Genomic DNA, 20,712 nt, shown 5'->3' with positions numbered 1-20,712 from the left:
CCCGAGCAGGCGCGTCACTAGCACGCCCATCGTGAGCAGGCACATCGTGAGCAGGCGCGCTGGTGGACGGCGTGTCAGGGGCCGGTCTGCCGGAAGCGGGTGGGCCGGGGGGCGGGGTTGCGGGCATGGGTGGCTCCAGGCGTCAGGCGATGCGGTTGAGGTCGGCCACGCGGATCGCGCCGCGCAGTGGGCGCCCCCGGGCCAGCCGTTCCACCTCCCCCACCGCGAACTCCCCCAGCCGCCGCAACTCCCGCCCTCTGGCCCCGCTGATGTGCGGTGTCACCAGCACGTTGGGCAGCCCGAGCAGCGGATGCCCCGGCGGCAGCGGCTCGGGATCGGTCACGTCGAGCACGGCGGAGATCCGCCCACCCGAGCATTGCCGTACGAGGGCATCGGTGTCGATCAGCGCCCCGCGCGCGGTGTTGACCACCACGGCCCCGTCACGCAGCAGCGCCAGCCGCCGCCCGTCCAGCAGCCCCCGCGTCTCCGGCAGCTCGGGCGCGTGCACGGTGACCAGCTCGGCCGAACGGCACAGCTCGTCCAGCGGAACGGCCCGCGCGCCCAGCCGCGCCGCCTCCTCCGCCGGGACGTAGGGGTCGCTGAGCAGAACCCGCGCCCCGTGCGAGCGCAACCCGCCGATGACGAGCCGGCCTACCCGTGAAGCGCCGATCACCCCGACGGTCGCCCCCCTCAGCCCGCCGCGCTCGCCGGGGGTGGCCACGCCGGGCAGCGCGTCGCCCGACCAGCCTCCCGCCGAGTACGCCCGCGCCCTGGCGAACGCCTGTTTGGCCGCCAGGACCAGCATGGCGAGCGTGAACTCGGCCACCGGAACGGCGTTGGCCTGCGCCGCCGACGACACCGCGATGCCGCGATCGAAGACCGCCGCCGTCAGGTGTCCTTTGACGCTGCCGGCGGCGTGGACGACGGCCCGCAGCCGGGGCGCGGTGGCCAGGACGTCGGCGTCGATGCGCGGGCACCCCCACCCGGTGATCAGGATCTCCGCGTCGAGCGGCCCGTCGAAGACGTCGATCACGCGCTCGCGCACCCGCCCGACCAGCGACAACCGGCGGCGCAGATCCAGCGGGAACAGCTCGGGCAACAGCGGCGGCTGCATGGCAAAGGCGACCAGCGGGGCCACGGACGGCGTCACGGCCGGGTTCACGGGCGGGTCCACGGGCAGGTCTGCGGGCGGCGGCACGGCCGGGTTCACGGGCCGGGTCATCGGGGCCCGAGGGGCCTGACCGAGTCGCGGACCACGATGTGGGTGCCGAGCGTCATCGGGCTGGTGGTCACCCGGCCGAGCGCGAGCCGCACCGCGGCCCTGCCGAGCTCGTCGTGCGGCAGATGCACGGTGGTCAGGTGCAGGTCCTGGGCGGGCGGCACGTCGTCGTAGCCGACGATCGACAGGTCGTCGGGCACCCGCAGCCCGTGCTCGTGCAGCGATTGGATCGCTCCCGCGGCGACGAGGTCGTTGCCCGCGAAGATGGCGGTGAAGTCGGGCGGCCCTTCGGCCAGGCGGCGGTTCATCGCGGTGTAGCCGGCGTCGCGGTCGAACTCGGCCTCGATCTCCAGCCGCGGATCCAGGGCCACGCCGTGCTCGGCCAGGGCGCTGCGGTACCCGGCCACGCGGGTGTCGGAGGTGGTGTGGCCGGGCCGTACGCCGAGGTAGAGGATCCTGCGGTGACCGGCCGACAGCAGGTGGGCGGTGACGGCGTGCGCGCCGCCGGTGTTGTCGAAGCCGACCACGAGGGCGGGCACCCCGTCCCCCAGCGGCGGCCGGCCGCAGAGGACGAGGCGGGAGCCGGCGGCGGCCAGGGCGTGGGCGTACTCGGTCATGCGCTTGCGGTACTCCTCGTCCACGATCACGCTGCCGACCAGGATGACGGCCTCGGCGCGCTGCTCGCGCAGGAGCTGCACGATGGACAGCTCGCGGCCGTTGTCGCCGCCGGTGGTGCAGATGAGCGACAGCCTGCCCTCCTGCGCGGCCTGGTCCTCCACGCCCTGGGCGATGAGCGCGTAGTACGGCACCGCGATAGTGTTGACGACGATCGCGATGGCTCCGGGCCGGGCCGCCGACAGGGCTCTGGCGTGGGCGTTGGGGACGTAGTCGAGCTCTCGTACGGCACGCATGACCTTGTTGCGGGTGGCCGCGAGGACCGGGTAGTCGCCGCCCAGCACGCGCGAGACGGTGGCGACCGAGACCCCGGCCTTCCTGGCCACGTCCCTGATGGTGACGCGGCGGGGTGTGGTCATGCGATCTCCCAGGTGAGCGCCGGATCAGGTAATCGGTTACTTGAGCAATGCCCAGGACGCTAAGAGATGCCATCCCACGCGTCAAGCCCCGCCCCACCGCGTTTGTAACGAAAAGTTAACAGCACATTGACGGCACCGGAGATCCGAGTCTAGCGTCCGGCTCACGACGTCTGAAGTAACCGGTTACCTGGCATCGGCCCCGACTCTTTCCCCCCAACGAGAGGTGGCCCCGATGAACAGACCACTCACCCGGCGCGGACTACTGAAGGGGTCCGTGCTCTTCGTCGCCGGCGCCGCCGTCTCCGCGTGCTCCACCGGAGACCCGCTGGCCAAGGGCGGCGCCGCGCCGTCGGGAGGCGCGGCGAAGATCACCTTGACGCACTGGTACCACGAGTACGGCGAGGAGGGCACGCAGCAGGCGGCCATGAAGTACGCCGCCGACTTCACCAAGGCCAACCCCGACATCGCGGTCAAGGTCTCCTGGATCCCCGGCGACTACGCCACCAAGTGGACGGCCGCCGTGCTCACCCCCGACGGCCCCGACGTGTACGAGGTCAACGACGTCAGCCCGAACATGGTCAAGGCCGGCCAGGTCACCGCGCTGGACGACGTGCTCGGGGCGGAGAAGGCCGACTTCAACCCCAAGGTGCTGCAGCCGTACACGTGGGGCGGCCAGGTGTACGCGGTGCCCATGATCGTGGACCCGATGCTGGTGTTCTACCGCAAGTCCCTGTTCGCCAAGGCCGGTGTTAGCGTTCCCACCAGCTTCGCGGAGTTCGCGGCGGCGGCGAAGAAGCTCACGCAGGGCAAGCAGAAGGGCCTGTTCGTGGGCAACGACGGCGTCGGCCCGCTGGGCCAGATGGTGCCGTGGTCGAACGGCAACCTGCTGATCGACGACCGCGACATCACCTACGACGACCCGAAGGTGGTCGAGGCGCTGACCGCGGTCAAGGACCTGTACGACGCCAAGGCGACCCTGCAGGGCTACTCCACCGACTGGTGGGACCCGGGCGCGCTGATCAACGGCGCGGCGGCCATGCAGTGGGTCGGCCTGTGGGCCGTGCCGGGCCTGATCGAGGCGCTGGGCGACGACTTCGACGCGTTCGCGCTGCCGCCGTTCGGCCCCGGCGGGCAGGCCGTGGTCAACATGGGCGGCTGGGTTCAGGTCGTCAACGGCAAGAGCCGCAACCTGGAGGCGGCCAAGAAGTACGTGCGGTGGCTGTGGGTGGAGAACACCGCCGCGCAAACGGACTGGAGCCTGGCCTACGGCTTCCACATCCCGCCCCGCAACAGCGCCGCCGCCCAGGCGAGCAAGCTGAACACCGGCCCGGCCAAGACCGTCATGGACGCCGTCGCCGCCCACGGCATCAAGCAGCCGGCGTTGTGGACGGCCGAGGTGCGCCAGCCGTACACCGACGCGGTCACGGCGATCGTCAAGAAGGGCGCCGACGCGGAGAAGACGCTCGCCGACGCGGCCAAGCGGTCGCAGGACATCCTCGACAAGGTGCCGGTGCTGTGACGACGGCCGCTCCGCCCCGCCCCGCAACCGGGCGCCCCCGCCGCGCCGCGGGGCGGCGGGCCGCGCGGTGGCCGGCCTGGCGCGCGTTCCTGCTGCTCACGCTGCCGATGGTGGCCGGGCTGTTCCTGTTCAAGTACGTGGCCATCGGCTGGGGCTTCCTGCTCAGCTTCAACGACGCCCGCGGCACGATCGCCCTGGGCGACTGGAACGGCCTGGAGAACTACCGGCGCCTGCTGGGCGACCCCGCCTTCACCCGGTCGCTGGTCACGATCCTGCTGTTCACGCTGTTCATCGTGCCGGTGACGTTCGCTTTGTCGCTGGGCCTGGCGGTGCTGGTGAACCGGCTGCGCGGCGGCCGGGCGTTCTTCCGCACCACGTTCTTCATCCCGGCGGCGGTCTCGTACGTGGTGGGCGCGCTGGTGTGGAAGATGTCACTGTTCAGCGGCACCCCGTCGGGCGTGGCCAACAGCCTGGCCTACCTCCTCGGCTACGAGGAGTCGATCGGCTGGGTGGCGACCGTGGACCCGCCGCTGTACTGGATCGTGCTGGTCACGGTGCGGCTGTGGCTGCAGACCGGCTTCTACATGATCCTCTTCCTGGCCGGCATCCAGCAGATCCCCGCCCAGCTCTACGAGGCGGCCCGGGTGGACGGGGCGGAGTCGGAGGGCCGGCTGTTCCGGCACATCACCTGGCCGATGCTGCGCAACACGTCGGTGGCCGTGGTGCTGCTGCTGATCATCAACGCGTTCCAGGCGTTCGACGAGTTCTACAACATCCTGGCCTCCAACCTGTCGGGGCTGGGCGGCGCGGACGGCCGTACGCCGCTGATCTACCTGTTCCAGACGGCGCTCGGCGAGCAGAACTACGGCGCCGGGTCGGCGGGGGCGTTCGTCGTCACCGTGCTGATCGTGGTGTTCACGCTGCTGCAGGGCCGCTTCGCCGGGTTCGGCAGGACCGCCGAGGAGGAAGGCTGATGAGGAAGCGGCATCTGGGCTCGTACGCGGCGGTGATCGTCTTCGCGGTGCCGTTCCTGCTGCCGTTCTACCTGCTCGTCCGCAACGCGCTGATGAGCAAGCGGGAGCTGGGCTCGCTGGACTGGCACTGGTGGCCGGAGACGATCAGCTTCCAGGGGTTCGCGGACGCGTTCGGCAACGAGGCGGTGCCGCTGGCGCACGCGTTGTGGAACTCGACGCTGATCTCGGCGATCTCCGCGCCGCTGTCGACGCTGCTGGCCTCCATGGCCGGGTACGCGCTGGCCCGCATCCCCGTGGCCGCCTCGAAGCCCGCCTTCTTCTTCATCATCGCCACGATGATGGTGCCGGGCGCGGCCACGTTCATCCCGACGTTCGTGGTGGTCGGCTCGCTGGGCGGGGTGAACACCATGTGGGGGCTGATCGTGCCCGGCCTGTTCAGCGCGTTCGCTGTGCTGCTGTTCCGCGGCTTCTACCTGCGCTTCCCGCGCGAGCTGGAGGACGCGGGCCGGGTGGACGGCCTCGGCTACCTCGGCCTGTACGGGCGCCTGGCGCTGCCGAACTCCGGCGCCCTGTTCGCCTCGCTCGGCATCCTGTCCTTCATCGAGCACTGGAACGCGTTCCTGTGGCCGCTGGTCATCGGCCAGGACCCCGAGTTCTGGACGGTGCAGGTGGCGCTGTCCACCAACCTCAACCAGCAGGCGGTCAACATGCCGGCGCTGTTCGCCGGCGCGCTCGTGGCCATCCTGCCCCTGGTCGCCCTCTTCCTCATCGCGCAGCGATGGATCGTCAGGGGCGTCCTGCTCACCGGCATCAAAGGCTGAGAGGAGCACCTTCATGTCCCGCGTCCTGACCCTGCTCGCCGCGCTCGTCCTGACGCTGTTACCCGGGCTCCCCGCCCGGGCGGCCGCCGCTCCCGTGACGGTGCCGATCGGCGCCCAGTTCACCGACACCTCCGGCAACCTGCTGCACGCCCACGGCGGCGGCGTGGTCAAGGTCGGCTCGTACTACTACTGGTTCGGCGAGAACCGCAACGCCGACGGCACCTTCCGCTACGTCTCCGCCTACCGCTCGGCCGACCTGCGCACCTGGGAGTTCCGCAACCACGTGCTCACCCAGTCCAGCGCCGCCGAACTGCAGGTCGCCAACATCGAGCGGCCCAAGGTGATCCACAACCCGGCCACCGGCCAGTTCGTCATGTGGATGCACAAGGAGAACGGCCGCGACTACGGCGAGGCCCGCGCGGCCGTGGCCGTGTCGAACACCGTGGACGGCGCCTACACCTACCTGCGCAGCTTCCGGCCGCTCGGGCACATGTCGCGCGACATCACCGCGTTCGTCGACACCGACGGCACCGGCTACATGATCTCGGCCGCCGACGAGAACTACGACCTGCACGTCTACCGGCTGACCGCCGACTTCACCGACGTGGCCGCGCTCGTCCGCATGTGGGACGGCGACCACCGGGAGGCGCCCGCCCTGTTCAAACGGGGCGGCGTCTACTTCCTGCTCACCTCGGGCGCCACCGGCTGGCAGCCCAACCAGGCCAAGTACGCCACCGCCACCAGCATCACCGGCACGTGGAGCGCCTGGCAGAACGCCGGGGACGCGCTCACGTACGGCTCCCAGCCGGCGTTCGTGCTGCCGGTGCAGGGCACGTCCGGCACGTCGTACCTGTACCTCGGCGACCGCTGGGCCGGCGCGTGGGGCGGCCCCGTCAACGACTCACGCTACGTGTGGCTGCCCGTCCAGTTCCCCAGCAGCACCACCATGAGCCTGACGTACGCGCGCAACCTCACCATCGACGCCGCCGCCGGCACCATCACCTCGACCGGCTCCGGCTACGACCGCCTCACGGTGCGGCACTCGGGCAAGTGCGCCGACGTACGCAACGGCTCCGCCGCGAACCTGGCGCCCGTCATCCAGTACGACTGCAACGGCGGCACCAACCAGCAGTGGCGCATCCAGTCGATCAGCGGCGGCCACGTGCAGATCATCGCCCGCAACTCGGCCAAGTGCCTCGACGTCAACGGCGTCAGCACCGCCGACGGCGCCGCCCTGCAGCAGTACGGCTGCGGCACGGGCACCAACCAGCAGTGGACCGTGCAGGACGCGGGCGGCGGCTACGTGCGGCTGGTGGCCAGGCATTCGGGCAAGTGCGCGGACCTGCCGAGCTCGTCGACGGCCAACGACGTGCAGTTCAAGCAGTATCCGTGCAATGGCGGGCAGAACCAGCAGTTCACCAGGTCAGAGCTCTGACGGGAGATCCGCTCGCGGACGGACGGTGCCCGGATTTCCGCACGGAACCGGGCCTGTCCGTTCCTTCCGGCCTCCCCTCGGTCTCCCCCAGCGGCGTGTCAGCCCTGCTCGCTTCCCGCTCCCGCCCGAGTCCGTTCATATGGAGGTCCACACCCGTGACCGCCCCACCCCTGCCCTGACACCCCACGACTCCGTCCGCCCGCCCAACCGCAAGCACACCGGCCCGCCGCCCGCCGCACCCGGCCTCACACGCATCGCCACCCGCTACGACAAGCCGGCCGGCCGCTACCTGGCAGGCGTCACCATCGCCTCACTCATACTCTGGCTCCGGCAGGCCGAATTGTCAGACACTCTCTGGTGGGACACGGGACGCCCTGGGGAGGCACGGGCTGGGTCTTGATCGTGACCGGGCGGAGGTGTCATCCTGGCGGCGCCCGTTGGCCGCCGGCTCGACCATGCCGCCGGGTCCGGCGGCTGGATGGGGCGGAGAAAGAGCATGTCGGCATTAGTTGATCCGAGGCCGCCACTGCTGAACCGGCAGCGCGAGCGCGCGGTGCTCGACGACCTGCTGGCGGATCTGCGGGCCGGGCGCGGGCGGGCGCTCATGCTGCGGGGCGAGGCGGGGGTGGGCAAGTCGGCGCTGCTGCGGCACATCCTGGGGGCGGCGGCCGGCATGCGGGTGGTGCGGGCGGCGGGCGTGGAGTCGGAGATGGAGCTGGCCTACGCCGGGCTGCATCTGCTGGTCGCGCCGCTGCTGGACGGCCTGGAAGGCCTGCCGGGACCGCAGCGAGATGCGCTGGGGGTGGCGTTCGGGTTGCGGCAGGGGGACCCGCCGGACCGATTCATGGTCGGGCTGGCGGTGCTGACCCTGCTGGCGGAGGCGGCGGAGGAGCGTGCGCTGTTGTGCGTGGTCGATGACACGCAGTGGCTGGACCGCTCCTCGGCGCAGGTGCTGGCGTTCGTGGCGCGGCGGTTGCTGGCCGAGCCGGTGGGGATCGTCTTCGCCGCGCGCGAGCCGGGCAGGGAGTTCCAGGGCCTGGCGGAGCTGGAGGTGCGCGGCCTGGCGGGGCCGGACGCCCACACGCTGCTGCGCTCGGTGATCCGCTTTCCGCTGGACGACCGGATCAAGGAGCGGATCCTGGCCGAGACGAACGGCAACCCCCTGGCCCTGCTGGAGTTGCCGCGCGGGCTGAGCCCCACGCAGCTGGCGGGCGGGTTCGGGCTGGTCGAGGCGCAGGCGGTCCCGCAGCGGGTGGAGCAGGGCTTCCGGCACCGGCTGGCGGCGCTGCCCGCCGAGACGCAGTCGCTGATGCTGGTGGCGGCGGCCGAGCCGACCCTCGATGCGGTCCTGATCTGGCGGGCGGCCGGGCTGCTCGGGATCCCCGCCTCCGCCGCGAAGGACGCCCAGGCCGACGGGCTGCTCGAGGCCGGGGCGGGGGTGCGGTTCCGGCATCCGCTCGTACGGTCGGCGGTGTACTCGGCGGCGTCGCCGCCGCAACGGCGGGCGGCGCACCGGGCGCTGGCCGAGGCGACCGACCGCGACCGCGACCCCGATCGGCGAGCCTGGCACCTGGCCGCGGCCGCGCCGGGACCCGACGACGAGGTGGCCGCGGAACTCGAACGCTCGGCCGAGCGAGCCCAGGCCCGCGGCGGAATGGCCGCGGCGGCCGCGTTCCTGCGGCGCGCGGCCGAGCTGACCGCCGATCCCGGGCCGCGCTCGGAGCGGGCCCTGGCCGCCGCGCAGGCGAACGTGATGGCCGGCTCGTTCGAGGCGGCAGCCGACCTGCTCGCCATGGCGGCGGCGGGGCCGCTGGACGAGCTCCAGCGGGCCCGCGTGGACCTGGTGCACGGGCAGATCGCGTTTGTCTCCAGTATGAGCAGTGACGCGCCGCCGATCCTGGCGCGGGTGGCCAAGCAGCTGGAGCCGCTGGATCCCGGGCTCGCGCGCGAGACGTACCTGGAAGCCTGGTACGCCGCACTGTACGCCGGGCAGTTCGCCGGCGGCGACGACTTGCACGCCATCTCCCGGGCCGCCCGGTCGGCCCCGCGGCCCGCGGGCGCGCCCCGGCCGTCGGATCTGCTGCTGGACGGGCTGGCGGTCCTGACCACGGAGGGACGCGCGGCGGCGGCGCCGTTGTTGAGACGGCTGGCCGCGGTCTTCGCCGGGGACGAGGTCAGCCTGGCCGAGCGCCGGCGGTGGAGCCCTGTGGCGGTGGCCGCGACGTCCACCCTGTGGGACGAGGACGCCTGGTACGCGATCCAGGCCCGCGAGGTCCGGTACTGCCGCGAGGCGGGGTTGCTCGCCCTGTTGGTGACCTGGGTGAACTCGATGGCCGTCTACGAGATCTGGCACGGCGACTTCGCTGCGGCCGCCTCGCTGGTCGCCGAGGCGGAGGCGATCGCGGCGGCGACGGGCAGCCGCCGCTCCCCCAACGGGGCTGTGATGCTCGCCGCCTTCCGTGGCAGGGAGGACGAGAGCGTCCCGCTGATCGAGCGGGTGATCGCCAATGCCCGGGCCGCCGGCCAGGGGGTGGGGGAACAGTTCCCGCACTGGGTGGCGGCCGTCCTCTACAACGGGCTCGGCCGCTACGACGAGGCCCTCGTCATGGCGGAAGTCGCTCAGGTGGTGCCCGAGATGCACATTTCCACGTGGGCGCTGCCCGAGTTGATCGAGGCGGCCGGCAGGACCGGGCAGACCCGGCGGGCCAAGGAGGCGCTCGATCGGCTGGCCGCGGCGACCGACGTCGGCGACAGCGACTGGGGGCAGGGACTCTACGCGCGGTGCCGGGCGCTGCTCAGCGAGGGCGAGGAGGCCGAGCGCTGCTATCGCGAGGCGGTCGAACGGCTGGGCCGTACCCGCTTTCCCACCGAACTCGCCCGCGCGCACCTGCTCTACGGTGAGTGGCTGCGCCGGGAAGGCCGGCGGGCCGACGCGCGCACCCACCTGCGCACCGCCTACGACTCCTTCACCGCGATCGGCATGCAGGCGTTCGCCGGGCGGGCCCACAACGAGCTGCTGGCCACCGGCGAGACCGTGCGCAAGCGCGCCGCCGACACGCCAGACCAGCTCACCCCTCAGGAGAGCCAGATCGCCCGGATGGCACGTACGGGCCTGTCGAACTCGGAGATCGGCGCCCAGCTGTTCCTCAGCCCGCGCACCGTCGAGTACCACCTGGGCAAGGTGTTCGCCAAGCTCGCCATCACCTCTCGCCACCAGCTCACGCAGGCGCTGCCCGACCAGGGCCACGACCGTCCGTGAGCCCGGACGCCTTCCGCCCCCCATGATCTCTGGACGGCTCATGACCCCTGAATCCGGAACCAGCGCGGCGGCTCCTGTCCGCGGCGCGCCCGGCGCCTACCGCATCCTGGCGGTGCTGGCGCTGGCGAACCTGATGAACTACTACGACCGCACCGTCCCCTCCAGCGTCATCGAGCCGATCAAGGCGGAGTTCGCTCTCACCGACACCCAGATCGGCCTGCTCACCTCGTCCTTCACCGTGGTCTACGCGCTGGCCGGGATCGTGGTCGGGCGGATGGCCGACACCCATTCCCGGCGCCGGATCATGGCGGCCGGCATGGTCGCGTGGAGTCTGTTCACCGCAGCAAGCGGCGGGGCGTGGAGCTTCGCCTCGCTGCTGCTGTTCCGGCTCGGAGTGGGCATCGGCGAGGCGTCCTACCTCCCCGCCGCCAGCGCGATGATCTTCGACGCGTTCCCGGCGCGGCGCCGGGCCCGGGCCATCGGGATCTTCCAGCTCGGCGTCCCGGCGGGCCTGCTGGCAGCCTTCCTCAGCGTGGGCGCGATCGCGGAGGCGACCGGCTCCTGGCGAGTGCCCTTCCTCGTGGCGGCCGTACCGGGATTCGTCCTGGCGGCGCTGATCCTGTTCCTGCCCGAGCCGCCGCGCGGCGCCTCCGAGGAACGGGCCCCCGCCGGCGCCGGCGCGCGCTCCCGGCAACCGATCCGCGACATCCTGCGCATCCGGACCCTGCGCCGGCTGATCCTGGCCAGCATCGCCCTGCAGATCCCGGCCTACGCGGTGGCGGCCTTCCTGGTCCCGCTGCTGCAGCGCTACTTCGGTCTCACGATCGGGACGGCGTCGATGTCGGCCGGTGTCATCCTCGGCCTCACCGGGATCGCCGGGCTGCTCCTGGGAGGCGTCGTGGCCGACCTCGCGGGCAGGCGGTCGCTGCGCGCCCGGATGATGGTCGGCCCGGCGAGCCTCGCCTTGGGCGCGCCCTTCATCCTGGCCGCGCTCCTCCTCGGCCCCACCGCCGCCGGCGCCTTCGTGGCGTTGTTCGCGGTCGGCTGGTCCTTCCAGTTCTTCTTCGGCGCCGTCGCGCTGCCGGCCGTCGCCGACGTGGTGGAGCCGGGGCTGCGGGCCACCGCGGTGGCGGTCTACTTCGCCGTCATCTACCTGCTCGGCGGTGCCGTCGGCCCCTCGGTTGTGGGCCTGCTGTCGGACTGGTTCGCCGCCACGGCGACGGCCACGGCGGCGGTGAGCGCCGAGGCCGCCGGTCTGCGGCAGGCGCTGCTCGTGATCGTGCCGGCCTTCCTGATCCTCAGCAGCCTGGCGGCCTGGGCCGCGAGCCGCACCGTCCTGGCCGACCACGAACGCATGATCGCCCGGCAGAGCACGGCGTAATCGTCTCGCCGGACATGCGGCATGCTTGATTCCCGCTTTCAGCCGCTCACCGGCGCCCGGGGCTCGGGGCTCGGGCGACAGGAAACCCGCGCGGGCCGGGGGTCATGCCGATCACATACGTCAATGAGCGACACCGGGAACCGGCCCATGCCCAGCCAGCCGATCATGTGGCTCAGCCACCCCCTGAACCCGGAGACCGGCGTGGTGCCGAACATCGGCTCGCCCGACACCGGCGCGGCGGTCTTCTCGACGCCGCGGGGCTCCTCCCCGCACCACCCCAGCCAGATCCTGGCCGCGGTGCTCGCCGGCCACCTCGGCGCCTTCACCTCCGCCTCGGCGAACACGTCCGGAACGGCGTACGCGTCCGGCATGGCGAGCGCGACGCCGGCCGCCAGCGTGCCCGGCCTCAACCCGGAAGACGCATGAGCGCCACCATCCTGCCGCCGCGTGGCCCGGCGCACGCCGACACCGCCGCGGCGCTGGCCCGCCTGGAGGCCCACCCGGACCGGTGCGCCCTGGCCGCCAACACCGTCACCGCCTACCGCCGCCAGGCCCGCGCCTACCTGGCCTGGCTCGCCGAGCCCGCGCACGCCGCCGAGCAGGCCGACGCCTTCCTCGACCACCTCGGCGCCGAGGCCGCCGTGGCCGGCTGGCGCCGCTCGCTGCTGGAGCACGGCGCCTCGCCTGCCACCGTCAACCAGGCCCTGGCCGCGGTGAAGCCGCTGTACGAGCACGGCGCCGGCATGCGCATCAAGACCAAGACCGCCCGGGTACCGCCGGCCAGGCCGCACCCCCGGACACCGGATTGGCCGGCACCCGGCCCCACGAGCTGCGCCACACCTACGCCACCCGGCTGCGCCACGACGGCGCCGACCTGGACCAGATCCGCAAGCTGCTCGGACACGACTCCCTGGACACCGCCCGGCGGTACTTCCTGGCCTCGGACGAGGAGATCACCGCGCGCGTCGACCGCGCCCTCGGCTACTGATCACCGCCACAAAGGGGACGAAGGCTTCCGACCCGCACACCACCATTCGCAGCGTCCCCGCCCGCGCCCAGGCAGCCGCCTGCCATTCCGCCCATGAGCGCTCACGAGACCGTTCCCCTGAGCCCAGCCGAGCGTGCCGAACTGGACCAGTGTTCGGAAAGGCGCTTGCCGGTTCAGCGGTCGTCGTCGGCGAAGCCTGTGCGGTAGGCGAAGACCACGGCTTGGACGCGGTCGCGTAGGTCCAGCTTGGTGAGGATCCGGGAGACGTAGGTTCGGACGGTCTCGAAGCTGATGACCAGTTCCGCGGCTATCTCGACGTTGGAGAGGCCACGGGCGATCAGCCGCAGTACCTCGCGTTCGCGGGGAGCCAGGACGGCCAGCGGGTCCTCGTCGGGGGTGGGGACGGCCGGGCGGAGGCGGTCGGCGAAGCGACCTATCAGGGTACGGGTCACGGTGGGGGACAGCAGGGCCTCTCCGCGGGCGACGGTGCGGACGCCGTTCATCAGATCCAGTAGAGGGGCGTCCTTCAGAAGGAAGCCGCTGGCTCCGGCACGCAGCGCTTCGTAGACGTACTTGTCCACGTTGAACGTGGTCACCACCAGTACCTTCGGCGGTGCCACGACACCGGGGCCGGCGATGCGCCTCGTCACCTCGATGCCGTCCATCAGCGGCATGTGGATGTCCATGACCACCACGTCGGGCTTCAGGCTGGTGACCGCCTCGACCGCGGCCGGGCCATCGGCGGCCACACCGACCACCGCCATGTCCGGCTGCGCGTCGAACGCCGTCACGTAGCCGGTACGGACGATCTCCTGGTCCTCGCAGATCACAACACGGATGGTCATTCGGTACCGCCTACGGGGATCGACGCGGAGACTCGGAAACCGCCGTCCGGTTGCTCGCCCGCGGCCAGCGCGCCGCCCAGCGCACCTATCCGGTCGCGCAGTCCGGCCAGGCCGCGGCCGCCGGAGAGGCTGCTTCTCGCGCCGACGGGGACCGCGGCGGCGGCGTTCGTCACCTCGACCTCCACGCGGTCGTCCCGGTAGCCGATGCGAACGGTGGTGGGGCGGCCTTCGGCGTACTTGACGGCGTTCGTCAGGCCCTCCTGCACCACCCGGTACACGGCCAGCCCCATGCCGGCCGGGAGCGGGGGCTGGTCGCCGTCCTCCACCAGTTCGATCGGCTGGCCGCCGCTCCGGGTCTGCTCGACCAGGTCTCGCACGCTGCCCACGACGGGCGTGGCCGACTCTCCGGTCGCCTCCAGCACGTCCAGCAGATACCGCAGCTCGGCCAGGGCTCGGCGGCCGGCGCCGCCGATCGAGGACAGTGCCGTGACCACGCGTTCCGGCGACGTGGCCACGAACTGCGTGGCGTCCGCCTGCACGACGATGCCGGTGACGTGGTGGGTCACCACGTCGTGCAGCTCTCGCGCGATGCGCGCCCGCTCTGCGGCGGCCGCGGCCTCGGTGGCGAGCCGTCGCCGCTCGGCCTCCTGGAACTGCTGCCCGCGTACGAAGGCGCCGCACAGCCAGCACGCGGCGAAAAGCAGGTAGAAGATCAGGAAGTCGCTCTGCAGCAGCGGTGAGCCGAGCAGGACTATGGCCACGCACAGCACGACGTACGCGGCCGATGCCACGACGGCGATGACGCGCCGGAATCGCTCCTGGTGCGCGCCCACCGAGTACAGCGCGATGTACACCGTCACGGTGCCGAACTGCATCGGGTAGCCGAGCGTCTCGTGGAGCACGAAAGCCGTGCCAATGATCGCCAGACACGCGGCAGGCCATCGCGTGCGCACGGCCAGAGGCACCGTCTGGGCCAGGATCAGGACGATCTGGAACGCGTCGGCCGGGCGTCCTGACCGGTTTCCGAACTCGACGCTCATGATGGACAGCGCCGGCACGAACGCCAGCCCGGTGCACACGACGGCCAGCCACCGGTCCCATACCGTGGCGTCGTAGACGCGCCACACCTCCCGCAGCCTCCGGAAGCGGTCGCTGGCCCAGGTCCCCGACATGGCTCAGAGCCTATCGATCTCTGATTCCCGATGTTGCCGCGATTGTCCCTCATGTGAGCTACACGGAATGTCCGCAACGCAGTGATTCGGGACAGGGCCCTCCACTCCTACCTTTCTCATCAGCGGCTGACAACCACGGTCAACCACGAAGTCAGATCGCGGCACACCGGTAATTCGGAGGACAGCACCATGGGAAACACCATCCGCGTACGCGTCGCCGTCGCCGGCGCCCTGACCGCGGTCGCGGCAACGGGGGCAGTGATCGGCGGGCAGCCGGCCGACGCCAGGGCCGTGGCGACCGCCGGTCACGTCCAGACTTCGATCAAGTGGGGTGAGTGCCCGGAACTCGCACCGGGCGCCAAACGGAACCCCGGGCAAACCTGCGGCACGGTCAAGGTGCCTCTGGACTACCGCCGCCCCGGCGGAGAGACCATCACCGTCGCGGTCTCCAGGATCGCCACCGCCAAGCCCGGCAAGAAGCGCGGCGACCTGCTGTTCAACCCGGGCGGCCCGGGACTGGGGGGCCTGGACATGCCCGGCCAGATGGCACTCACGCTCCCGAAGGGGGTGCTGGACTCCTACGACCTGATCGGGTTCGACCCACGCGGCGTCGGCCACAGTACCCCGATGAGCTGCGGTCTGACTGACTCCAGCTTCCTCAGCGTGTTCCCCTACCCTGGCGCCGGCGGCTCGATCGAGGGCAGCGCCACCGCCGCGCGCGCCGTCGCCAAGCAGTGCGCCACGATCGGTGACAAGCTCCGCTTCTTCAACACCGCGAACACCGCCCGCGACATGGATCGCATCCGCCAGGCACTCGGCGCGCGGAAGATCTCCTACTGGGGCCAGTCCTTCGGCACCTACCTCGGCGCGGTCTACACCTCGCTGTTCCCCCGCAAGACCGACCGGATGGTGCTGGAGAGCAACGTCGACCCGGCCAAGGCGTGGGCGAAGATGCTGAACACCTGGAACCAGGGCATGAACGACCGGTTCCCGGACGCCGCCCGCGTCGCCGCCTCGAACGACACCGAGCTCGGGCTGGGCGGCACCGTCGACGAGGTCACCGACACCTTCCTCACGCTGGCCGACCGCCTCGACCGGAAACCGGCCGCGGTTCCGGGCACGCCGGCGGTCATCAACGGCGCGCTGCTGCGCGCCATCACCTACCAGATGCTGCTGCACAACGAAACGCTCGCCCCGCTCACCCAGTTCTGGAAGGCGGCGGCCGACCTGTCCGCCGGCAAGGCCCCGACGGACGCGGGCGTCGCCGTGCTCAAGCAGATCCTCGCCGACACTGCGGCCGAGCCGGGCGTGCCGGCGGACAACCAGGTCACCATGGCTCTGGCCCTGATGTGCGGGGACACCACCTGGTCGCACGACGTGGACTCCTACGCCGAGGCCACCTCGGCCGCCCGTGCGGAGTACCCGCTGAGCGCCGGCATGCCCAACAACATCCGGTCGTGCGCGTTCTGGTCCACGAAGCCGGTCGAGCCGCTGGTCAAGGTCACCTCGCACGGTCCGCGTAACGTCCTGATCCTGCAGAACCGCCGCGACAACGCCACACCATGGGCCGCGGGCCGGGGGATGCGCGAGGCGCTGGGGGGTCGCGCCGGCTTCGTCGGGGTCGACAACGGCGGTCACTACGTCTACGGCACCGGCTCGACCTGCGCCGACAAGGCCACCGTCGCGTTCCTGACGAAGGGAACCCTGCCGGGTAAGGACCTCTCCTGCGACGGCCCCCGCCCCTGACCGTCATGCCGTCAGCATGGTCATCAACCATCCAGGACCTGACCTCAAAGGTGATCTGGATAGGGAATCCTCGTGAGAGTCACGTCCGAGACGGACACTGTCCAGGGCGAGATCCCCGCTCAGACGGAACTGATCGCCCACCGCGCCTTCCCCAAAGGCCGGGCGGCGAGACTCAAGCGGCTCGGCCCGGACGGTTCGAGGTCGGTGCTGCCGCCGCCGCGTACGCTGTCCGCGCTGATCGGCGCGGGTGCCTTCGTCGCCGATGTCGCGGTGGGATGCCCGTCTGAGTGCTTCCTGGCTCATCGCAGTTCGAACGTACGCCCACTGTTGATCTTGAGGAGATTTCGATGCGCATCGGATTGTTCGTAGATGAGAAGGGGCCGTCCCTGGACGTGATCGTCGATCAGTCTCGCGCTGCGGCCACGGCGGGCTTCGCCGGCGTGTGGCTGGGCCAGCGCGACGGCAGGGACGCGCTGACCACACTGGCGGTGGCAGGGCGCCAGGTGTCCGGCATCGAGCTCGGTACGGCGGTGGTGCCGAGCTACCCCCGGCATCCGCTGGCCCTTGCGGCGCAGGCGCTGACGGTCCAGGAGGCGGTTGGCGGCCGGCTCAGCCTGGGGCTTGGTGTCAGCCACCGGCACATCATCGAAGAGCAGTACGGCCTCTCCTTCGACCGCCCTGTCCGTCACCTCCGCGAGTACCTGTCCGCGCTGGTTCCGCTGCTGAAGGGCGAGACCGTGACGTACAAGGGCGAGACACTCCAGGCCGCGGGCGCGGTCGACATCGCGGCAGCGGCGCGGCCGTCCGTGCTTGTCGGCGCACTCGGCCCGGCAATGTTGCGGGTGGCCGGAGAGTTGGCCGATGGAACCATCACGACGTGGGCCAATGCCGCGGCTCTCTCCGACCACGTCGTTCCTGCGATCACCCGGGCGGCGGGCCGGCGTACACCACGTGTGGTCGCTTCCACGGTCGTCTGCGTCACCTCGCACGAGGACGATCGCAGGCACTGGGTCGCTGAGAATTTCGGGATGGTCGCGCAGTTGCCCAGCTACCGCGCCGTGCTCGACCGAGGTCGCGCCGCAGGCCCTCAGGACACGGTCGTCATCGGTGATGAGATTGTCGTCGAGCGGCAGGTCCGCCGGCTGTTCGATGCCGGTGCCACGGAGCTCGTGGTGATGCTTCTCGGATCAGAGGACGAACAGACCCGGAGCACCGCACTCCTGGCCGACCTCGCGGGGTAGGACCGGCCTGACCAGAACGGTGCAGGTCCGAGCGGGAGTACGGTACACCCGAGCTGGACGCGGGTGGTACTCATCCACGGGGTGACAGTTCTTCATCACCATCAGGAACATCTCTTCCCCTGGGCCCCAGCATGCACGGCGGAGATCCCCAGGAAGGGCGATCGCGACGCCGAGGCCGGACGTCCCACTTCGCGCGAGATCATCCATCCCCCGTGAGAGCCATCGCGATGTCCGTTCCAGGGGGATGGCACGCCTGGCTCTGATCCCTCGTCTCCAAGCCGCGGAAAACACCGCGGAAACTCAATCGAAAGGATGACGATCGTGACGTCTCCGGAGCACCCGGAAAATATCCTCCCGCAAGCCGGCTCCACGACGGGCCGCGGCCGGTTGCGCAGGTTCCGGTTCCCCGTCCTGCTGATCGCGTTATTCGGTGTGATGGTGGTGGCGGGCGGGATCACCCAACTCGTCCTGCCCGTACCGATCCTTGCCCTGCCCGTGGGGGTCGGCCTGGCCATCGCCGCTCTGACCTGCTACCGCTGGTTGTGCCGGGCCGTCGAGCTCCGCCCGGACACCCCCGAACTCGGCGAGACGGGACGATGGTCCCAGCTGCGGCGCGGGACGCTGATCGGGCTCGGCATGTTCGCCGGGTTGATGGCGCTGATCGCGGTGTTCGGCGGCTGGCAGCAGGTCTCCTGGGGTTCCGTCGGCGGCTTCCTCGGCACCGCGGGCCTGATGGCGAGCGTCGCCGTCACCGAAGAACTGCTGTTCCGCGGAGTGGTGTTCCGCATCATGGAGGAACGTACCGGAACGGTGATCGCCCTGGTCGTATCCGGGCTGCTGTTCGGTGCGATGCACCTGGTCAACGCCAACGCCACCCTGTGGGGTGCGTTCGCGATCGCCTTGACGGCCGGAGTCATGCTGGCCGCCGCCTACATCGCGACCCGCTCGCTGTGGCTGCCCATCGGGCTGCACTTCGCCTGGAATTTCGCCCAAGCCGGGATCTTCGGTGTCACGGTCTCCGGATCGGCCGTACCGTCCGAGGGCCTGCTGAACGTCACGCTGTCCGGCCCATCCGCACTGACCGGCGGCGCCTTCGGCCCCGAGGCCAGCCTTTTCGCACTGCTGATCTGCATGGTGCCCACGATCCTCCTGCTGCGGCGGGCCGCCCGCACCGGCCAGATCCGGCCTCGCCCGCACCGCGCCAAGCTCTCCACCTGACCCCAACGATGCCGGCCGCCGGAGCCGACGCTGGGTGATGCGCAGCCGCATCGGGTGCAGCGGCGGCTGAACAACGTGCGGTGGGATCCTCGGGAAGCCCGCGTGGACCCGCGGGATCACGTGGTCGAGCAGCTGGGCGGTCCGGGCGGGGTGCTGATCGTGGACGAGACCGGATTTCATCAAGAGGGGAACCCCTCGACCGGGGTGCAGCGGCAGTACTCGGGCACGGCGGGGGCTGGTCCGAATGACTGTCAGAGTTGATCTGCGGAGCAGTCACCGGCGGACGCAATACGATCTTGCAGCTGTTCGAGCGTTCGTGCGGGTGAACCGGGGATCGGCGCGGCGGAGATCTTATGCAGGTCGAGGAACGTATCACACAGCGTTGACCCCGCGGTGAAGCAGCCGAGTTGCTGGGCGGCGGCGGACTGGCTGAGGCCGACACGCTCGGCGACCTGGTTGACCGACAGCTCGGCGCCTTGAGCAATGGCTGATCATCTACTTGACCACCCCGGTCACTCGCCGCTGCCAGCCGCGAGCTTTTCCTCCACCTGGATGCTGGCGATCACCTTTGGTGATTATCGGTTGCACGCCGTAGTCCTCAGCGAGCCAGTCCCATGGCACGAGAGCGAGCATGAGGACGTGACGAGCTCCACGCCAGACTGGCCCACTACGGCGAGTGCGGACAGGCGGCCGAGCCTGTCAGCCGTCTCTTCGTGATCACCGCCGTCATGCCCGCGCAGGTGGGGTGAGGCGCAGGGAGTGTCGTGCTCGCTGGGTGGCGTCCGGCGGATGTTCGGCGCACCAGGGCTCGCGGACGTGCACGATCCGCAGCGCAAGCCCTCTGCGGCCGGCGTACCCGGCCGCACGGTCGAGCGCGGACCACGCCGTCCGGGAGCCTGGCGCGCAGCCGCAGGAACTCCTCGTCGATCAGGCCCTCCGCGAGCAGCACCCGCTGGAGCAGGCGCGCGCCGACGATCGGGTGCGCCTCGACCGGGTTGGCGCCTACCACGAGCAGGCAGTCGGCCTGCTCCACGTCCTCCCAGCCGTCGGTGCCGCCCGCCAGGCCGAAGGCGGTGGTGAGCCCCGCGGCCGACGGCGAGTGGCACAGGCGCGAGCAGTTGTCGACGTTGTTGGTGCCGACGACGACTCTCATGAACTTCTGGATCAGGTGGTTCTCCCCGTTGGTGGCCCGGGCCGAGGAGATCGCCGCCACGCTGTCGGGACCTGCCTCGGCTATGGCGGCCCGGTGCTCGCGGCCGCCGCGGCCCCTCGACCGCGCCGTCCCCGGGCGCCTCGCCGTGGTCGGCGTCGACGACACCCCCATGGCGCCACAGTGCCTGACTCACGCATGACTCGTCGGCCGCGCCGGCCGGTCATCGCCGGGTGACGAGGATCCCGTCGTCGTCGGAGAACAGCTCGGCGCCCGGGTGGAAGGTGACGCCCCCGAAGGTCACCGGGACGTCGCGTTCGCCGGTGCCCTGCTTGCCGCTCTTGCGGGGGTTGGAGCCGAGCGCCTTGATACCCAGGTCCAGCTCGCGGAGGGCGGCGACGTCGCGGACCGCGCCGTTGATCACCACGCCGGCCCAGCCGTTCGAGACGGCCAGGCCGGCGATGACGTCGCCCATGAGCGCGGTGTGCAGGGAGCCGCCGCCGTCCACGACCAGCACCCGGCCCTCGCCCGGCTCGGCGAGGATCGACTTGAGCAGGGCGTTGTCCTCGTGGCACAGGACGGTCACGACGGGGCCGGCGAAGGCGTGGCGTCCGCCGTACTGGCGCAGTTGCAGGTCGCAGGAGTCAAGCTGGTCGCCGCGCTCGTCGTACAGGTCGGCAGTGACGATGGTCATGATGGTGGAGAACCCT

Annotated in this window: 18 protein-coding genes and 1 pseudogene; 12 read left to right on the top strand and 7 right to left on the bottom strand. The window is 71.2% G+C overall.

Annotation, left to right across the window (positions count from 1 at the left end; translation table 11 throughout):
* Positions 1–142: 142 nt before the first annotated feature.
* Both HD593_RS26710 and HD593_RS26705 read right to left on the bottom strand, forming a co-directional pair.
* Positions 143–1,222: a hydroxyacid dehydrogenase gene (locus HD593_RS26710; protein WP_246546739.1), complete on the bottom strand. Its 1,080-nt coding sequence runs from the start codon at positions 1,220–1,222 to the stop codon at positions 143–145.
* Positions 1,219–2,253 (bottom strand): LacI family DNA-binding transcriptional regulator, encoded by a 1,035-nt coding sequence (locus tag HD593_RS26705; protein ID WP_185104823.1) that lies wholly within the window; start codon positions 2,251–2,253, stop codon positions 1,219–1,221. Before HD593_RS26705 ends, HD593_RS26710 begins: the two co-directional genes overlap by 4 nt.
* A gap of 232 nt (positions 2,254–2,485) precedes the next feature.
* Between HD593_RS26705 and HD593_RS26700 the strand changes: the two genes are divergently transcribed.
* The 7 genes from HD593_RS26700 to HD593_RS61810 all read left to right on the top strand — a co-directional run bounded on the left by HD593_RS26700 (position 2,486) and on the right by HD593_RS61810 (position 12,068).
* Positions 2,486–3,772: an ABC transporter substrate-binding protein gene (locus tag HD593_RS26700; RefSeq protein WP_185104822.1), complete on the top strand. Its 1,287-nt coding sequence runs from the start codon at positions 2,486–2,488 to the stop codon at positions 3,770–3,772.
* Complete coding sequence (locus tag HD593_RS26695) at positions 3,769–4,746, top strand: carbohydrate ABC transporter permease (RefSeq protein WP_221524977.1); 978 nt, start codon at positions 3,769–3,771, stop codon at positions 4,744–4,746. The genes HD593_RS26700 and HD593_RS26695 overlap by 4 nt, the downstream gene beginning before the upstream one ends.
* Positions 4,746–5,567, top strand: coding sequence for a carbohydrate ABC transporter permease (locus HD593_RS26690; RefSeq protein ID WP_185104821.1), 822 nt, complete (start codon positions 4,746–4,748; stop codon positions 5,565–5,567). Before HD593_RS26695 ends, HD593_RS26690 begins: the two co-directional genes overlap by 1 nt.
* Before the next feature lie 13 nt (positions 5,568–5,580).
* On the top strand, positions 5,581–7,002 hold the full coding sequence (locus HD593_RS26685; protein ID WP_185104820.1) for an RICIN domain-containing protein: 1,422 nt from the start codon (positions 5,581–5,583) through the stop codon (positions 7,000–7,002).
* A gap of 496 nt (positions 7,003–7,498) precedes the next feature.
* The gene (locus tag HD593_RS26680; protein ID WP_185104819.1) at positions 7,499–10,261 is read left to right on the top strand and encodes a helix-turn-helix transcriptional regulator; all 2,763 of its coding nucleotides are present in this window, start codon (positions 7,499–7,501) and stop codon (positions 10,259–10,261) included.
* A 40-nt stretch (positions 10,262–10,301) separates the two neighbouring features.
* Positions 10,302–11,642, top strand: a complete 1,341-nt coding sequence (locus HD593_RS26675) for a spinster family MFS transporter (RefSeq protein ID WP_185104818.1) — start codon at positions 10,302–10,304, stop codon at positions 11,640–11,642.
* A 123-nt stretch (positions 11,643–11,765) separates the two neighbouring features.
* On the top strand, positions 11,766–12,068 hold the full coding sequence (locus tag HD593_RS61810; RefSeq protein WP_246546738.1) for a hypothetical protein: 303 nt from the start codon (positions 11,766–11,768) through the stop codon (positions 12,066–12,068).
* A 133-nt stretch (positions 12,069–12,201) separates the two neighbouring features.
* On the opposite strand, the gene HD593_RS61805 is transcribed toward HD593_RS61810, so the two are convergent.
* The gene (locus HD593_RS61805; RefSeq protein ID WP_246546737.1) at positions 12,202–12,402 is read right to left on the bottom strand and encodes a hypothetical protein; all 201 of its coding nucleotides are present in this window, start codon (positions 12,400–12,402) and stop codon (positions 12,202–12,204) included.
* A gap of 45 nt (positions 12,403–12,447) precedes the next feature.
* Between HD593_RS61805 and HD593_RS26665 the strand changes: the two genes are divergently transcribed.
* A complete protein-coding gene (locus HD593_RS26665; protein WP_185104817.1) occupies positions 12,448–12,630 on the top strand; it encodes a tyrosine-type recombinase/integrase in 183 nt (60 codons plus the stop codon).
* A 173-nt stretch (positions 12,631–12,803) separates the two neighbouring features.
* On the opposite strand, the gene HD593_RS26660 is transcribed toward HD593_RS26665, so the two are convergent.
* Together HD593_RS26660 and HD593_RS26655 are read right to left on the bottom strand one after the other, a co-directional pair.
* Positions 12,804–13,475: a response regulator gene (locus tag HD593_RS26660; RefSeq protein ID WP_185104816.1), complete on the bottom strand. Its 672-nt coding sequence runs from the start codon at positions 13,473–13,475 to the stop codon at positions 12,804–12,806.
* The gene (locus HD593_RS26655) at positions 13,472–14,647 is read right to left on the bottom strand and encodes a sensor histidine kinase (protein WP_185104815.1); all 1,176 of its coding nucleotides are present in this window, start codon (positions 14,645–14,647) and stop codon (positions 13,472–13,474) included. The genes HD593_RS26660 and HD593_RS26655 overlap by 4 nt, the downstream gene beginning before the upstream one ends.
* Before the next feature lie 189 nt (positions 14,648–14,836).
* Between HD593_RS26655 and HD593_RS26650 the strand changes: the two genes are divergently transcribed.
* The 4 genes and pseudogenes from HD593_RS26650 to HD593_RS63590 all read left to right on the top strand — a co-directional run.
* Complete coding sequence (locus HD593_RS26650; RefSeq protein WP_185104814.1) at positions 14,837–16,393, top strand: alpha/beta hydrolase; 1,557 nt, start codon at positions 14,837–14,839, stop codon at positions 16,391–16,393.
* A 347-nt stretch (positions 16,394–16,740) separates the two neighbouring features.
* A complete protein-coding gene (locus HD593_RS26645) occupies positions 16,741–17,634 on the top strand; it encodes a TIGR03564 family F420-dependent LLM class oxidoreductase (RefSeq protein ID WP_185104813.1) in 894 nt (297 codons plus the stop codon).
* 321 nt (positions 17,635–17,955) lie between these two features.
* Positions 17,956–18,852, top strand: coding sequence for a CPBP family intramembrane glutamic endopeptidase (locus tag HD593_RS26640; RefSeq protein WP_312903715.1), 897 nt, complete (start codon positions 17,956–17,958; stop codon positions 18,850–18,852).
* 33 nt (positions 18,853–18,885) lie between these two features.
* Positions 18,886–19,107, top strand: a pseudogene (locus tag HD593_RS63590) (transposase); the annotation flags it as partial.
* Between the two features lie 412 nt (positions 19,108–19,519).
* Here HD593_RS63590 and HD593_RS60415 read toward each other — a convergent pair.
* Entirely contained in the window at positions 19,520–20,176 is a 657-nt protein-coding gene (locus HD593_RS60415) for a molybdopterin-dependent oxidoreductase (protein ID WP_221524976.1), read from the bottom strand.
* Positions 20,177–20,225: 49 nt separating this feature from the next.
* A complete protein-coding gene (gene rraA / locus HD593_RS26625; protein ID WP_185104811.1) occupies positions 20,226–20,696 on the bottom strand; it encodes a ribonuclease E activity regulator RraA in 471 nt (156 codons plus the stop codon).
* Between the last annotated feature and the right edge of the window lie 16 nt (positions 20,697–20,712).

Origin of the sequence: Nonomuraea rubra, from assembly GCF_014207985.1 — a bacterium.
In the GTDB taxonomy this organism is placed as follows: Bacteria; Actinomycetota; Actinomycetes; order Streptosporangiales; family Streptosporangiaceae; genus Nonomuraea; species Nonomuraea rubra.
This window is presented reverse-complemented; position numbering and strand designations above follow the sequence as displayed.